The sequence below is a fragment of the Halochromatium roseum genome, assembly GCF_016653315.1.
GTDB classification, from domain to species: domain Bacteria; phylum Pseudomonadota; class Gammaproteobacteria; order Chromatiales; family Chromatiaceae; genus Lamprobacter; species Lamprobacter roseus.
The window spans coordinates 60,067-74,772 of sequence record NZ_NHSH01000066.1 but is presented as its reverse complement, the minus strand read 5'-3'; the positions used below and the strand labels follow the sequence as shown (position 1 = coordinate 74,772).

Here is a 14,706-nt window from a genome sequence, read left to right as displayed (position 1 = left end):
AAAACCAGATGAAGCGAAAGGGTATCATCCTCGCCGGCGGCTCCGGCACCCGGCTGCATCCGCTCACGCTGAGCATCAGCAAGCAGCTGCTGCCGGTCTACGACAAGCCGATGATCTACTATCCGCTCGCGGTGCTGATGATGGCTGGCATCCGCGAGGTGCTGGTGATCACCACGCCGCACGATGCGCCGGCCTTCCACAAGCTGCTGGGCGATGGCAGCCAGTGGGGCGTCCAGATCACCTACGCGGTGCAGCCGGAGCCAGGGGGGCTGGCGCAGGCCTTCATCATCGGTCGCGATTTCCTGGCCGGTGCGCCGTCCTGCCTGATCCTCGGCGACAACATCTTCTATGGCGGCGGCCTGCGCACCCATCTGCGCGCCGCCGCAGCCCACACCGAGGGCGCTAGCGTCTTCGGCTACTGGGTGCGTGATCCAGAGCGCTATGGCGTCGCCGAACTCGATGCCGAGGGGCGGGTGATTGGGCTTGAAGAGAAGCCGCCCAAGCCGCGCTCCAATTACGCCATCACCGGCCTGTACTTCTATGACGAGCAGGCCTGCGACTATGCCGCTGAGCTCGAGCCGTCGGCACGCGGTGAGCTCGAGATCACCGATCTCAACCGCCGCTATCTGCAGCAGAGTCAGCTGCATGTCGAGCGTCTGAGCCGCGGTATCGCCTGGCTCGATACCGGCACCCATGAATCGCTGATCGAGGCGGCCAATTTCATTGAAACCATCGAGAAGCGCCAAGGGCTGAAGATCTGCGCCCCGGAGGAGATCGCCTACACCAACGGCTGGATCGACGACGCGGCCCTGCGCGCAGTGGCCGAGCCCCTGCGCAAGAGCGGTTACGGCGACTATCTGCTCGGACTCATCACGCGAGGACCTGCGCCATGAAGATCACGGCCACCGCCATCCCCGATGTCTTGTTGATCGAGCCCAAGGTCTTTGGCGATCATCGTGGCTGGTTCTGCGAGACCTGGCAGCAAGAGCGGTACGCCGAGCAGGGCATCGGGCCGGTCTTCGTGCAGGACAACCAGGCCTTCTCGGGGTATGGCACCCTGCGCGGGCTGCATATTCAACATCCCCACGGACAGGGTAAGCTGGTGCAGGTGATCACCGGCGCGGTGTTCGATGTCGCCGTCGATGTGCGCAAGGGCTCGCCCACCTTTGGGCACTGGGTCGGCGCCGAGCTCAGCGCCGAGAACAAGCACCAATTCTGGGTGCCGCCGGGTTTCCTGCATGGCTATCTGGTGACCAGCGACACGGCGATCTTCAGCTACAAGTGCACCGATACCTACCATCCGGAGACGCAGTTTGCCGTGCGCTGGGATGACCCCGACATCGGCATCGACTGGCCGACAGGCATTCAGCCGATTCTGTCGGACAAGGATCGCGACGCCCCCTTGCTGCGCGAGATTCCGGCCGAGCAGCTGCCGAGCGCTGGCTGACTTCAGGCTTAATGCGCTGCACCAGCTTGCATGGTCTGCGCGAGCGTTTCAAACACCTCGCGCCAAGCGGCCAGCCCTTCAGCATCCAGCTCATCGCCTAGCGCATCACCTAAGGTCTCGATGAGGACCCGCTCGAATTTTGCATAATCCTCAGGCTGGACCCCATAGTCTGCATGGCGCGCCCCCAGGATCTCGATCAAGGGCCGTACTCGCTCAGGATGCTCGAGTGCGCTGATCACGGTGTTGATCATCGTGACAAAGAGATCGGCTTGCTCGCTGATCTCGCCCTTGAACAGCGGCCTAAGCTCGGGAAAAAGACCGAATAGGCGTCGGTAGAAATCGCAACAAACAGTTTTTCGCTGCGGCAGGATCAGCGCCCAAGATTGCCGAACGCGCGAGGCCGTATCAGGATGCATTGAGGGTCCACCGATGCTGGTTGGTGCGCTGTGGTTGCGCACTACCTTGATACTAGGCCAGCCTGAGCAAGGCTTCAACGCACGCTCGGACCGACACGCGGCGATCTGTTAGCGGCAAATGATCTATGTCGGTATTCGCCCAGATTGCAATCGGCCAAGCGAGGCACGCCGGGTTTCAGTAGCATTAGCAAGAGCATTAGCAAGAGCATTAGCAATAGCATTAACAAGCTATCAGCGTCGCCACTCAGTATAAACCGAGCAGCGATCCGACCGTCTTGGCGTGATCGCAGGTCTAGACCTTAGGAGAATTCTTGCATGGGTAAACTGCTGAAGGGGATCAGCTTCACCGACCTCGCCGGCGTCGTGCTGGCGGTCTTCGCGATCTGGCTCGCCGGGCAGGTGCCCTCGATCGAGATCGCCTGGGTGATGGCGGTCCTAGTGCTCACGGTCTTCCTGTTCGCATTCGAGGTGGTGCCAGTTGACGTGGCCGCGATCAGCATAATGGTGCTGCTCGGGCTGACCACACTCGCTGCGCCGCTCATGGGTCTGGAAACCGGTCTGGTGCCCTTGGCCAATCTCTTCGATGGCTTCGCCTCGAATGCGGTGATCTCGATCATCGCAGTGATGATCATCGGCGCCGCTCTGGACAAGACCGGCCTGATGACGCGGGTCGCCGGCTTCATCATGCGCATCGGCGGCAGTACCGAGGCGCGCATCATCCCCTTGGTCTCGAGCACCGTCGGCGTCATCTCGTCGTTCATGCAGAACGTTGGCGCCGCCGCCCTATTCCTGCCGGTGGTCAGCCGCATCTCGGCCCGCACCGGTCTGCCGATGTCACGGCTGCTGATGCCAATGGGCTTTTGCGCCATCCTCGGCGGCACCATCACCATGGTCGGGTCAAGTCCGCTGATCCTGCTCAACGACCTCATCAAGACCACTAATCAAGGACTCCCCCCAGACCAACAGATGGAGACCTTCGGGCTGTTCTCGGTGACGCCAATCGGCCTTGCACTGGTGGCAACCGGCATCCTCTACTTCGTGCTCGCCGGCCGCTTCGTGCTGCCCGCGCGCGGCACCGACAAGCTGCTGCAGGCCCGCGACCCGATGGATTATTACGCCGAGACCTATGGCGTCAGCGACTTCAGCATTCAGGAGGCGCGGGTTCCAGCCGACAACCTGGTTGCCGGACTCAGTGTCGATCAGATCGAGCGGCGTTGGAACCTGCGTATCGTCGCCGTCGACAAGGGCGACGGTGTGCGCCTCGGCGCCTCTGGGGTCGATCGTAGTCTCGGTATCGAGCAAGGCACGCTGCTTGGCATCCTGGCCACCGCGGAGCGTTTCAAGGCCTTCCTCGCCGAGACCGGGATCGAGCCACGCCCCGAACTCGAGACCTTCGCCGAGGCCCTCTCCGCGACCAAGGCCGGTATCGCCGAGATCGTCATCCCGCCAGGCTCCGCATTGGTCGGCAAGTCAGCGCGCGATGTCTATATGCGCAAGGTCTATGGCCTCTCGCTGTTGGCCATTCGGCGCGGTGACGAGACCCTGACCTATGCGACGGGTGGCGTACGCGATATGCCATTCAAGCCTGGCGACACCCTCGTCGTGCACACGGCCTGGACGGATCTGGCCCGGCTCGAGACCGACCGCGACTTCGTCATCGTCACCACCGAGTACCCGCACGAGGAACTGCGTCCGCACAAGCTACCGATCGCCTTGCTGTTCTTCGCGATCACCCTCGGGCTAGTTCTCTTCACTGACCTGATGCTCTCAGTCGCGCTGCTGACCGGAGCGGTCGGCATGATCCTGAGCGGGGTGCTATCGATCGACGAGGCCTATGAGGCGGTGAGCTGGAAGACGGTGTTCCTGCTCGCATCGCTGATTCCGCTCGGCCTCGCGGTCGAGACCTCGGGCACCGCGGCCTGGATCGCGCAGGAGACACTGGTGGCGCTCGGCGACGTGCCGATCTGGGTGATCCAAGCGGCACTCGCACTCTTGGCCACTTTCTTCACCCTGGTGATGTCGAACGTCGGCGCGACCGTGCTGCTGGTGCCGTTGGCGGTCAACATGGCGCTTGGCGCTGGCGCCAATCCTGCGGTGTTCGCGCTGACGGTCGGCATCGCCACCTCGAACTCGTTCCTGATCCCGACCCATCAGGTCAACGCCCTGATCATGGGCCCAGGCGGTTATCGGGTGCCGGACTATTTGCGCGCTGGCGGCATCATGACGGTGCTATTCCTGGTGGTCTCTTTGTTGATGCTGAACCTGGTGTTTTAAAAGTAAAGGCGCCACCAACGGCGGCATAGCCGAAGACGATGTCGCCAGTGGAGCCGCTTGCCATCCAGAGCTTGCCAATGCCATTGCGCCCGGTCTGATCGAGCACGATCTGCGCCCACCCTTCCCTGCCGTCATCGCAGCGGAGACGAAAGACGGCTTCTGTATCGCCCGCAAAGGCGTTATAGCGCCCACGACAGATCGACTTGCCGTTGCTCACTGAGAAGGCGGCGGCGAAGGGATTCGAGACATAGCTGCCGCGGTAAAGCTGCTTATCGATGAAGGCGACGAAGGGACCATCAACGGCCTCCATCGGCGCAATGTCCCGGTTTCGATGCTCGCGATAGTGGCCAACCACCGAGGTCATACAGGTATGGCGCTCGACCATCGGCTCGAGCTGACAGAGGATGCGCGCGTAGTCCATCGGCGTCACCTCAACGAAGACCAGATTGAGGTCCACCGGAGCATGACTCGCCGAGCAACCGGCAAGCGAAACGGCAAGCGCATTGACGCAGAGCAGCGCCAGTGCCAACCGCCGCAGCCATCGCCACGCAGCCTTCGCGGAGCAACCCGCGGGTGTCGTCACGTACAACCGCCCCTGGCTCCTGGATGGGACTTGTCGGCGCGCAGTCGTCAACATGGCCAGCTGCCCCAGATCACCCGCAAAAATCGAGCACTCACCCTGACGCTGGACGCTCGAACAGATAGTGCCCGACGTACCATTCCTGCCCTTTGTGAAGCCCAAACAGCTCGGCACAGGCCATGAAGAACAGCCGCCAGCGCATCCACCAGATGCCGACCTGATTCTTGCCATAGGTGGTCTCCAGGATCGGCCAGACCTCGGCCCGCGCGGCATCCATCTGCGCCAGCCAGGCGTTGAGCGTCTTCTCATAATGACGCCCATCCCAGCGCCAGCGAGCGATCAGCTGCAGCCGTTGCTGGAAGTGCAGGGGCAGATCATCGCTCGGCATGATGCCGCCGGCGAAGAAGTAGTGGCTCATCCAGTCATCCGGCCCGGTGTCCTCGTAGGGATAGGGATGGTCACGATGACAGAACACGTGCATAAAAAAGCGCCCGCCGGGCTCGAGCCAGTCGTGCACGCGACCGAATAGGGTGCGCCAGTTGCGCATATGCTCGAACATCTCGAGTGAGACAATGCGATCGAACCCCTGATCGATCGCGAAGGCGTTCATATCGGCGGTGATCACGGTGAGATTCTCGATCCCGCGTCGTTTGGCCTCGCCTTCGATGTAGGCGCGCTGCGAGCTGGAATTCGACACCCCAGTAAACTGGCTCGACGGGAAATGCTCGGCGGCCCAGAGACTGAACGAGCCCCAGCCGCAGCCCAGTTCCAGCACAGCCATGTTGCTGCCGATGCCTGCGCGGCGCGCGGTCTCGGCCAGTGACGCCTCCTCGGCCTCGGCCAAGGTGCCCACTCCATCTGGCCACCAACAGCTGCTGTATTTGCGCCGCGGACCCAACACCGTCGCGAAGAACTCGGCCGGCACCTCGTAGTGCTGCTCGTTGGCGCGCTCCGGCACGGCCGCGACCGGGGACAAGTCCATCATCGTAATAAAGGCCTCCTTGTGCTCAGCGGCGCGCTCACAATCATGCATCGGCAGCTCGGCCAGGGTCTTGCGCAGGCGCTGACGAATGCCAGCGCGGATGATCGGATCGGGCACGATGCCGCGCTCCACCAGCGAGATGATCAGGGTCTCAGAGATCGGCATTCATGACTCCGGTGTCGACGATTTCAGCATAAACCGTCAGGTATTGGCGCGGGCGTTTGTTTACAATCAGGGAGCGATCGGTTCTGAGCCGTGATACTCGATCGCCAGCAGGGTGATGTCGTCGGACTGGGGCGTCTCGCCGGCAAAGGACTGGACATGGCTCAGCAGCATCGCGAGCAGGCTCACCAGATCCGGCTGCGGCGCGGATGCAAGGGTGTCGAGCAGACGTGCATCGGAATAGAACTCATCCTGCCCGTTCATGGCCTCGGTGACGCCGTCGGTATACAGCAGCAGCCGCTCGCCGGGGGACAGACGCAGCGAAGCCGACCGATAGACCACGCCCTCCATGATGCCGAGCAGCAATTGCGGCCTGCCTTTGAGCCACTGCGGGTGGCCATTCGTCCCGATCCGCACCGGCGGATTGTGGCCGGCATTGGTGTATTCCAGATCGCCGGTGCGCACATCGAGCACAGCGCAAAAGACAGTGACGAACATATTGCTGGCATTGTCGGCGGCCAACTCGGCATTGACCTGAGTCAGAATCTCAGCCGGGCCGTCTCTATCGCGCGCGGTCGCCTTGATCAGCGTCTTGGTCACGGCCATGAACAGCGCCGCCGGCACGCCCTTGCCCGAGACGTCGGCGATCAGAAAGCAGAGACGATGCTCATCGAGCGGGAAGACATCGTAGAAGTCACCGCCGACCTCGCGCGCCGGCACGATGAGCGCGCGCAGATCGAATTCGTCCCGATTCGAGATCGGCGGAGTCAGCTTGGGCAGAATCGACATCTGGATGTCGCGCGCGATGGCCAGCTCGCTCTCGATACGCTCCTTGGCCGCTGTCGTCGTCTTGAGCCAGTCGATGTGCTGGCGCAGTGCCGTGCGCATGGTGGCGAATGAATCGGTCAACTGCCCAACTTCGTCGTCTCGTTGCACCTTTGGCAAAGGGGCCTCGAAATCGCCCTTCGCGATGCGCTCGGTCGAGCCGGCGAGCACGCGCAATGGTCGACTGATGGAGCCAGCGATCGACAGCACGACGAGCAGCGAGAGCCCCAAACCCAGGCCGCCAACGATGGCGGCGTTGAGCGTCAGACGATTGATGTCACGAAACAGTTCATCCTCGGGAAACACGATCGCGAGCGTCCAGTCGGAGGCGGCGATGGGGGCGTAATAGATGTGCGCCATCACCCCTAACAAGGGGGTGCTCTGAATGAAACCCTCGCCACCTCCGATGATGGTCCGTGCCTGTTCGCGCAACGCGGGATCGCGCCAGGCCGCCGCCAGACTGAACAGGTTTTCATTCATGATGCTGTCGGTATCGGGATGGCTCAGGACGGTGCCGTTACGCGAGATCAGAACCGCGAAGCCATGCTGGAGCACCTTGAATTCGGCCAGTTCGCGCGTGAGCCAATCGAGGGCAATATCGGCGGCCAGAATCCCGCGCGGACGTTGGTCATCCGGCTTGGGTTGCATCACCGGTAGCGAAAACGTGGCGATTAACTGCACATTGCCATCATCGAGCTCGTAATAGGGCTCGCTCCATTCCGGCAGCCCCAGTTCACGCGGAATTTGATACCAATCCTCGAACAGATAATCATGAGCGCCGGGTTCGACACTCAACTCGATCCCCCCATCACGACGAAAGACATAGGGCACGTACCGTTTATCAGGATGGCCGAGAACCGATGGCTCGAAGCCCATGACGATCCCGAAGATAGGAGGGTTCATCTCCAGGGTATGGCGCATGAGTCCAGGCACGTCATCGCGACCGAGAGACGCCGATTCAAGCGTGCCGGCCAGGGTCTCGATCGCGAGCCGCACCGAGGACAGGACGAGTTCCACACGCTGCACCAGCGCCAGTGAGCGATTCTTGGCATTCTCCTGCAAGCGCTGCAACAACAGCTCACGCGCCTGATAGTGATAAAACCCCAGACTGGCGCCAAGAATGACCGCCACGCACAGCGTCACGTAAAGCGCCAGGCGCGCGCCAATGCCGGAGAAGGAGAAACGCGCCATCATTCGAGCATCAGGCGCTCGATGTCGGACGGAACGGCATCGATCATCTCCAGGCGTTGCATCAGCCGAGCGACCCGCTCGACATCCTCGCGACCTAGCCGCCAATCCCAGCCGTTCTCGCCCGGCTCGCCCATGACGGCGCGGATCTGCTCCAGCATCCAGCGCTGATGCGAGCGATTGGCGGGCACATACTCTGCGCGCTGGCGCCGGAGCACGATGTCGAGCGCGCCCTCCGGATCGGCAAAGGCCTGCTGCCAACCGCGCCGGGTCGCGGCGACGAAGGCAGCGATCACAGCGGATTTTTCGCGCCGTGTCTGTTCCAACACATAAAGCCCATCCTCGGGAAAATCGATCCCATGCTCAGCCAGCGGGAACACCATCACCTCTTCTGGCTCCAAGCCGGCATCGATCAGCCAATGGTATTCGTTGTACAGCATCCCCGACATGGCCTCGACCCCGCCACGCAGAAAGAGATTGATCGTGGTCGACTGCGGAACGCGCTCGACCTCCAGATTCTGCTTGCGCAGCAGCGCCTCGACCGGAAGTGCTGCATCACCCCTCCACACCCCGACGCGCCGGCCGCCAAGATCGGACAGACGCTGCACGCCGGAACTGACGCGGGCGATCAGCACCACCGAGGAACGCGGCAACAGCTGTGCGACATTGACCAGTGGCGTACCCTCCGCACGCGCCCGGATGGCGGCCGCTAACCAGACCACTGCGAGATCGACCTCGCCCGCACGCAAGGCGGCCAACGCTGAACGTCCCCGGTCCGCGCTCAGGATGGTCAGCTCGATTCCAGCCTCGCGGTAGAAACCCTGCTCAAGCGCAACATAGTAGCCAGCGAACTGGGCCTGCGGCTGCCAGGCCAGCATGAGCCGCAGCGGCGTTAGCGGCGCCGTCGCGTCACTCCCTGCCCAGATCTGGGGAGCGATGACCAGCAGCATGGCCAGCGGCACCCACCGCCATGCGCAACCCAATGCTCCACGGGACATGCCGCGCCCTCCTTGAGACAGCGCGCGCCATCCTGGCAGCGGCTCAACCATGCCCAGGAGCGGACGCAGACCGTTCCTCGTCCGCCAGCCGCATGATCAACGAGACCAGATTGCGCCCCTGCTCCCGTCGACAGCGCAGTTCACTCACCATCTGACGGGTCAGGAACCAGCCCAGCCCACCGATCGGGCGCTGTGCCAGCGGTGCCGACAGGTCGGGTTCCAGCAGGGTCTCGGGCTCGAAGGGTTGCCCATCGTCGAGCACATCGAGTATGAAACAATCGCGGTCGGCGCTGATCCGCAGCTCAATCTCGCCCGGCCGATCGGGAGGATAGGCATAGTGGCAGACATTGACGAAGACCTCCTCGAGCGCCAATCCGAGACGCCCGATGAGCCGCGCATCGAGTCCCGCCTGCTCGGCCAAGGACTTCAGAAAGGCCCGTGCCTCGATCAACTGCTCGAGGGTGGCCGGCAAGCGCCGCGACACGACGCTCATGGCGCTTGCACCAGCGCAATGGCCTCGGCCACCGAATCGCAGACCTGGAACAGCGACAGCAAGCCGGTCATGTCAAAGATCTCGCGCACGCTGGGTTGGAGATTGGCGTAGACCAGCACACCCCCCTGAGCCATCAGCGGCTTGCTGGTGTTGAGCAGGGCGCGCAGACCGGCGCTGCTGATATAGACCAGCGGCCCGAAATCCACGACCAACCGTCTTGCCCCCTCGGCCACGAGACGATTGATTTGTTGCTCATAGTCCGGCCCACTGAGCGCATCGAGTTGACCGGAAATTGTCAGGACATGAAGACCGTCCTGGAGACTGACATCGATTTCCATCCTGTATCCCCTTCGCCTTCAAATGAATGGGATCAGCGCCCCTGATCGTGGGACGCTGCCTCCCCCTGTTTCTGCAAACGCGATCGCAGGGCCTGCTCCAGCGCCTTGAGCTGTGTCTCCATGCTGGCATCGACCACGCCGATCTCGGTCTCCAGGATACAATCACCGCGTCCCAGACGAGGATCAGGAACCACCTCGACCATTCGCAAGCTGTTGTAACCCACCAGCAGCTCATTGAGCCGCTGCTGGAGCTGTTCGGCCTGCGCTGGACAGACTCTGATCGTCGCCTGCGGCTGGTTGCGCACCACCTGCAGCGCCTGGCGCACCAGGCGCGCGCTCAGCTCCGCATCCTCGAAGTCGCCGAGCACCTTGCGCACCGACATCATGACCAGCTCCACCACTCGGTGCTCGACGGCGCCGAGATAGTCCACCGTGCGCTCGACCGTTTCGAGCATCCGCGCGGCCATCTCCAGGCGCGCTTGCGCCAACCCCTGCTCATAACCTGCCTGAAGACGCCGCGCCTGTTCGCGCTCGGTCTCGGCACGCTGTTGCTCGGCCTCGTGCTCGGCTGCCGCGAGGATCTCGCCGGCCATGACGAAGCGCTGATAATCGGCTCGTTTCAGCAGGCGCGTCTCCGGGGCCAGATTCAGGACGCGATCGGTCAGGCGAACAAAGGGGTCCATGCCGGCGGCAACTCCCGAAGTAATCGACGCAGGATGGGCGGCAATGCGCTCGAGCCCGGCACCCAGGCCGCACTCAAGGTCGGCGCCCAATCGGCGGGCAGCTTCAGCGCCAGACGGCGGATCAGCGCTGCGTCCATGGCGCCGAGTCCCTGCAGCACGCAGAAGTGCGCTCCGATCAACGCAAACCGGGTCGCGGGATCGGCGTCCGGCACGCGCGGCTCGGCATCGAAGACCGGAATCGGACCCAGCAGCGGCGTCTCGCGCATCACGAAGTTCCAATCCTCGGCGCTCAAGGCCGACTTGAAGCGCCGCAAGCGCTCGCCCGAGAGTTCGAGCCTAAGACGCGACGCCTGCAGCGCCAGACCGATCCGGCGCAGAAGACGCTCAATCCAGGGGCCTTCGAGCAAGGCCAGCCGCGCCCAGGGGTTGCTGAAATCCTCCACGTAGCGCCCTTCGAGTTCGAAGGACTGCAGCAGATAGCCTGATAGCGCGGCTTCGGCGCGCGCGCAGGCCATCAGCCGCCGCGCCAGTTCACGATGTGGTAGCCGCTCGCACCAGGAACGGTGCAGATAGCACGTCGGCTGTGTGTTGAAGATCAGCGCGCGCTCACACCAGGGTGATCCGGGAAGCCCGAGACAGGCGTCAACCATCGGTGGCCGTCTCCGACACGCGGCGCGGGTGACGCATCCTCCACCCGAGATACGCCGCCGCGCCCAACGACGCGGCCAACAGCATCGCCAGCACGATGGCAATGCCTGGCCAAGGCGATCGCGGCGGATGCTCCGGCGGCTGGATGCCCTTACCGTCCAGAAACGCATCGGCGCTTGGGAAGAGCGCGACCGAGATGTTGTCGTAACTCAGACCATCGACACTGTTCTGCACCAACGTCTTGATGCGTGGGACGGACTCCTCGACCGCCATGCCGGGCAGGTACTTGAGGAACACCGAGGCCGACGCGGGTGGCGCTGTCTGACCGAAGGGCGCGTCTTCGGGCAGCACGATGAGCACGCGCGCCGAGAGCACGCCATCGATCTGAGTCAGGGTCTCGGCGAGCATCTGCGACAGCCCATAGGTGTAGCGCACCCGCTCCTCCATCGGCGACGAGATCAGGCCCTGTTTCTGAAAGATCTGCCCGAGATCGGTGAAGCGCTCGCGCGGAAGCCCCTGGCGGAGCAGGACTTCGATGGCATAGGCCACATCGGCCTCGGGTACGCTGATGGTCACCAACTCCTTGGTGACGGTCTTGGCGGCGGCAATGTCATGATCCAGCAACACGGCCAGGATCTCATTGCCCTCGCGCTCGGAGAGGTTGGAATACAGTTCGACCTTCTGACAACCCGTCAGCAACGGCAGCAAGCACAGGCAACCGATCAGCCAACGCCTCAGTCCACGACCGATCTGATGCATCGAGCGGGACACGCCACTCAGGAGCCTTTCAGCAAGGTATTCAGATTCTGCTCCAGCTTGCTCGCCACCTGACCAATCAGTTGCGTGCCGAGCGTGACCTGTGCCATCTGCATCTGTAACCCGATGAGTTCCTGCGGCGAGACCGAGGTGTGTTGATTGGCGACGGCCGTCATCTCGGCGGATACCTCGCGATAGTTGCCGCGCAGACGCTCTAGTCCTTGCAGGATCACATCGCCGGGCGAGGCGGGAAGGTCGGTCGGAACCGATAGCGGACTCGGCACGAAAGGCGGGTTATTGGGTGCTTCGAGAGGCTGTAGGGCGCTCTGGAAGCGCCCCTGATCGGCGGCGCCGACGGCCGGCAGTGCCGCCGGCACCATCATCAGCGGCACGGGCTCCAAGCTGGCCAACGGCCCCGTCGCGTAGGGGGCAATCGCGTCGATCATGACACTCAGCCAGGCGCCGTGTTCAGCAGACGGCGCGCAAGCCTCGCTGCATCCTCATCGCCATCTTCCCCATCCAGCGCCGCACGCAAGACCTGATCGCGCTCGGCAATCCGCCCTTGTTGATGCAACACCAGCCCCAGATAGGCCATCGCCATGCTGCCGGCTGGGTTGGTCTTGAGCGCGCGATCGCGCAGGACGCGCTCCGCGCCCTCGGCATCACCCAGATTCAAACAGGCCAGCGCCTGAATCAGGTCAGGCCGCTCGCTGTCGGGTCGCAAGACCGCCAGCGCCCCAACCAGCGCCTCGGTCTGCTCGGCGAGACAACGCCCGCCAGCGATCGAGGCCAACTCGGCCAACAGTCGAACCAGATCTTCATCGATATCCATGCCCGCGCCTCTGCGTCATGCCGTCACTGGGATCAGTGATCTAAACCTTTTGAATCACGCCTTGCGCGGCCTGCTTCAGGTCGCTGATGATCGCGGAGGTGATGCCGCTGATCTGTTGGTAGTTGCTGAAGCGCATCTGAATTTCGAGCATTTGCTTCGAGTCGGTCGCCTTGAAATCCGGATCGTTGAGTTTGTCCTGGATCGCCTGCTCTTCCTTGCCAAGCGCGCCAATCAGTGAGCCAACGCTGATGGTCATACGATATCTCCCATTGATCGATGGATGAAAGGTCATGTCGCCATGATCGACGACCGCTGTTCAGGCCGGTTCGTTCAGGCACGCGGGTGGTGCACGCGCCAGACGCGCTGGATCACGTCGATTCCGGCCTCCAATCCCTGATGGATCGCTTGCAGTCCGCCGAACTCCGCTGTCGATACACCGACGTCCATCTGTCGCTTGACGGCACGTGCCGCCTCTTCCAATCGCTGCTGGAGCGCGTCGCGCTCACGCCCCTCGTCATCGTCGCGCAGGCGGCGCTCAATCTCGAACCAGGGCTCATCTTGATCTTGGTGATGCTCGGTCATCGGTGACTCACTCCCACGGGAAAGATATGCTGCTGCCCATCCGCGCTCGCGATCACGCGATCGAAACGGATCTCCTCGACGACATAGCGTCCGCCGATGCGCTCGCCGCGCCTGACCTGTTCGCCGCTCTCGAGTACCGCGTAGGCCGCCGTGCCGCTCCCAATCAGGACGCCGACCACCCGAATCGGCGGCTCTGTCATGGGGGCCTCCGAACTGGACGCGTCGGACAACGCCGGAGGCGCCCGATATTCATCAAGCATGACGCCTGATACCAGCGGCGGCAGCTCGGGATAACGCGCGGCGAGCCGCTCCTGAATCGCATTCCAGTGTTTCATCTCACGCGCGTTCAATAGCCCACTCAGGGTCACGGGCGGTTCCTCAGAGGTGAACGCCACCTTCTGATCAAGCCTAGCCGCGCGCAATTCCGCCCGCAAATCCTCTAACAGCGGCTCAATCGGCTGCAACTCGGTGTCGACGCGGCGGATGCCAGGGATATCGGCCTGCAGCGTGCGCGCGAGTCGCTCGGCCGTGAGCCCGGGGCGGAGAATACCCTCAACACCGACCTCGCCCTGTCCTCGATAAGTATAGCTCAGATGCTGAGCGCCAAGCCGTTCCAGCGTGACACGCAGCGTCTCCCGCAGGCGATCTTCGGGCCAGAGCCGGTTATCCACGCGCACCCCCTCGGCGAGCAAGGCCTCGGTCAAGGCGTCGCGCTGGGCGCGTGTCGCGCTATAGCCGCGCAGCGTCAGTACGCCAGAGTGGCCGACGTCGATCTCAAGGTTGTCGATACCGGCGCGTTCGGCCAACGCACGAGCGTGCTCGACGCGCTGAGCCGGTGTCGCATCAGTCGAAGGAACTGCCTCCGGCGTCGACCCTGCCGCGAAGAAGACGCCAAGCAGGATCAGCAGCACAATGAGCAAGATGCCGACCAGGAGCAGAGCCGTCATGCTAACCATCGGCGGCCAGGAGCGGATCACGGCCAACGCGCTCGGGGGCTCGCTATCCGGTGAATCAGCGATCGTCTCAGGTGCCTCGCGCGTTAGCGGAGGTTTCGCGGCGTCTGACTCCGTCAGCGTTTCCAGTGGCTGATCGGGGGCCTGGTTCGATCCGGCAGGCGATGGCGTATCGGGAGGCATGAGTCCGGACCAGTCGGTGTCGGGCGGTCCCACCGCCAGCACCAAGGCGCCCGCGCGCAGTGTCGCGGCGGTCGCGAGTTCGAGCACGCCATCTGGCTCCAGGAGCTGATCGCGCAGCACGAGCGGCCGTTCCAAGGCCCGCACCCGCAGCATCCCTCCGGATTCGGCGCGCAACAGCAGATGGCGCGGCGCGACCAACTCGTCCCAGAGCACCAGGTCGCACGCCTCGTCGCGGCCAAGCACATAGTCGATCCCGTCCGACAAGGGGGCCTCGGCGCCCTGCTGCAAACCCGTGAGCAGACGAACCACCCAACCGGCCGAGCGCACCTCGAAGGCCATCGAGCGATCAGCCGATGCGCCCATCTA

Annotated in this window: 18 protein-coding genes; 3 read left to right on the top strand and 15 right to left on the bottom strand. The window is 63.3% G+C overall.

Going from position 1 to position 14,706, the window contains the following annotated elements:
• Nucleotides 1–8: 8 nt before the first annotated feature.
• Both rfbA and rfbC read left to right on the top strand, forming a co-directional pair.
• A complete protein-coding gene (gene rfbA, locus CCR96_RS18270) occupies nucleotides 9–893 on the top strand; it encodes a glucose-1-phosphate thymidylyltransferase RfbA (RefSeq protein WP_201222002.1) in 885 nt (294 codons plus the stop codon).
• Nucleotides 890–1,447, top strand: a complete 558-nt coding sequence (gene rfbC, locus CCR96_RS18265) for a dTDP-4-dehydrorhamnose 3,5-epimerase (protein ID WP_201222000.1) — start codon at nucleotides 890–892, stop codon at nucleotides 1,445–1,447. The genes rfbA and rfbC overlap by 4 nt, the downstream gene beginning before the upstream one ends.
• 8 nt (nucleotides 1,448–1,455) lie before the next feature.
• On the opposite strand, the gene CCR96_RS18260 is transcribed toward rfbC, so the two are convergent.
• Nucleotides 1,456–1,863: a globin domain-containing protein gene (locus CCR96_RS18260; RefSeq protein WP_201221998.1), complete on the bottom strand. Its 408-nt coding sequence runs from the start codon at nucleotides 1,861–1,863 to the stop codon at nucleotides 1,456–1,458.
• Between the two features lie 315 nt (nucleotides 1,864–2,178).
• On the opposite strand from CCR96_RS18260, the gene CCR96_RS18255 reads away from it, so the two are divergent.
• Nucleotides 2,179–4,137, top strand: a complete 1,959-nt coding sequence (locus tag CCR96_RS18255) for an SLC13 family permease (RefSeq protein ID WP_201221996.1) — start codon at nucleotides 2,179–2,181, stop codon at nucleotides 4,135–4,137.
• Here CCR96_RS18255 and CCR96_RS18250 read toward each other — a convergent pair.
• The 14 genes from CCR96_RS18250 to sctD all read right to left on the bottom strand — a co-directional run bounded on the left by CCR96_RS18250 (nucleotide 4,082) and on the right by sctD (nucleotide 14,679).
• Nucleotides 4,082–4,726: a hypothetical protein gene (locus CCR96_RS18250; RefSeq protein ID WP_201221994.1), complete on the bottom strand. Its 645-nt coding sequence runs from the start codon at nucleotides 4,724–4,726 to the stop codon at nucleotides 4,082–4,084. The two genes, CCR96_RS18255 and CCR96_RS18250, sit on opposite strands and share 56 nt — an antisense overlap.
• Before the next feature lie 85 nt (nucleotides 4,727–4,811).
• Nucleotides 4,812–5,864 (bottom strand): cyclopropane-fatty-acyl-phospholipid synthase family protein, encoded by a 1,053-nt coding sequence (locus CCR96_RS18245; RefSeq protein ID WP_201221992.1) that lies wholly within the window; start codon nucleotides 5,862–5,864, stop codon nucleotides 4,812–4,814.
• A 66-nt stretch (nucleotides 5,865–5,930) separates the two neighbouring features.
• The gene (locus CCR96_RS18240; RefSeq protein ID WP_201221990.1) at nucleotides 5,931–7,877 is read right to left on the bottom strand and encodes a SpoIIE family protein phosphatase; all 1,947 of its coding nucleotides are present in this window, start codon (nucleotides 7,875–7,877) and stop codon (nucleotides 5,931–5,933) included.
• Nucleotides 7,877–8,872 (bottom strand): ABC transporter substrate-binding protein, encoded by a 996-nt coding sequence (locus CCR96_RS18235; RefSeq protein WP_201221988.1) that lies wholly within the window; start codon nucleotides 8,870–8,872, stop codon nucleotides 7,877–7,879. The genes CCR96_RS18240 and CCR96_RS18235 overlap by 1 nt, the downstream gene beginning before the upstream one ends.
• Nucleotides 8,873–8,915: 43 nt before the next feature.
• Entirely contained in the window at nucleotides 8,916–9,365 is a 450-nt protein-coding gene (locus tag CCR96_RS18230; protein ID WP_201221986.1) for an ATP-binding protein, read from the bottom strand.
• Entirely contained in the window at nucleotides 9,362–9,703 is a 342-nt protein-coding gene (locus CCR96_RS18225; protein WP_201221984.1) for an STAS domain-containing protein, read from the bottom strand. The genes CCR96_RS18230 and CCR96_RS18225 overlap by 4 nt, the downstream gene beginning before the upstream one ends.
• A gap of 32 nt (nucleotides 9,704–9,735) precedes the next feature.
• A complete protein-coding gene (locus tag CCR96_RS18220) occupies nucleotides 9,736–10,386 on the bottom strand; it encodes an HrpE/YscL family type III secretion apparatus protein (protein ID WP_201221982.1) in 651 nt (216 codons plus the stop codon).
• Nucleotides 10,365–11,036 carry a SctK family type III secretion system sorting platform protein gene (locus CCR96_RS18215; RefSeq protein ID WP_201221980.1) on the bottom strand — a complete coding sequence of 224 codons (672 nt, stop codon included), beginning with the start codon at nucleotides 11,034–11,036 and terminating at the stop codon, nucleotides 10,365–10,367. The genes CCR96_RS18220 and CCR96_RS18215 overlap by 22 nt, the downstream gene beginning before the upstream one ends.
• A complete protein-coding gene (gene sctJ / locus CCR96_RS18210) occupies nucleotides 11,029–11,793 on the bottom strand; it encodes a type III secretion system inner membrane ring lipoprotein SctJ (RefSeq protein WP_201221978.1) in 765 nt (254 codons plus the stop codon). The genes CCR96_RS18215 and sctJ overlap by 8 nt, the downstream gene beginning before the upstream one ends.
• A 17-nt stretch (nucleotides 11,794–11,810) precedes the next feature.
• A complete protein-coding gene (locus tag CCR96_RS18205) occupies nucleotides 11,811–12,236 on the bottom strand; it encodes an EscI/YscI/HrpB family type III secretion system inner rod protein (RefSeq protein ID WP_201221976.1) in 426 nt (141 codons plus the stop codon).
• Nucleotides 12,237–12,241: 5 nt separating this feature from the next.
• Nucleotides 12,242–12,622 (bottom strand): HrpB1 family type III secretion system apparatus protein, encoded by a 381-nt coding sequence (locus CCR96_RS18200; RefSeq protein ID WP_201221974.1) that lies wholly within the window; start codon nucleotides 12,620–12,622, stop codon nucleotides 12,242–12,244.
• A gap of 40 nt (nucleotides 12,623–12,662) precedes the next feature.
• Nucleotides 12,663–12,878 carry an EscF/YscF/HrpA family type III secretion system needle major subunit gene (locus CCR96_RS18195; protein WP_201221972.1) on the bottom strand — a complete coding sequence of 72 codons (216 nt, stop codon included), beginning with the start codon at nucleotides 12,876–12,878 and terminating at the stop codon, nucleotides 12,663–12,665.
• 74 nt (nucleotides 12,879–12,952) lie between these two features.
• Complete coding sequence (locus CCR96_RS18190) at nucleotides 12,953–13,204, bottom strand: EscE/YscE/SsaE family type III secretion system needle protein co-chaperone (protein WP_201221970.1); 252 nt, start codon at nucleotides 13,202–13,204, stop codon at nucleotides 12,953–12,955.
• Entirely contained in the window at nucleotides 13,201–14,679 is a 1,479-nt protein-coding gene (sctD, locus tag CCR96_RS18185; RefSeq protein ID WP_201221968.1) for a type III secretion system inner membrane ring subunit SctD, read from the bottom strand. Before sctD ends, CCR96_RS18190 begins: the two co-directional genes overlap by 4 nt.
• Nucleotides 14,680–14,706: the final 27 nt, after the last annotated feature.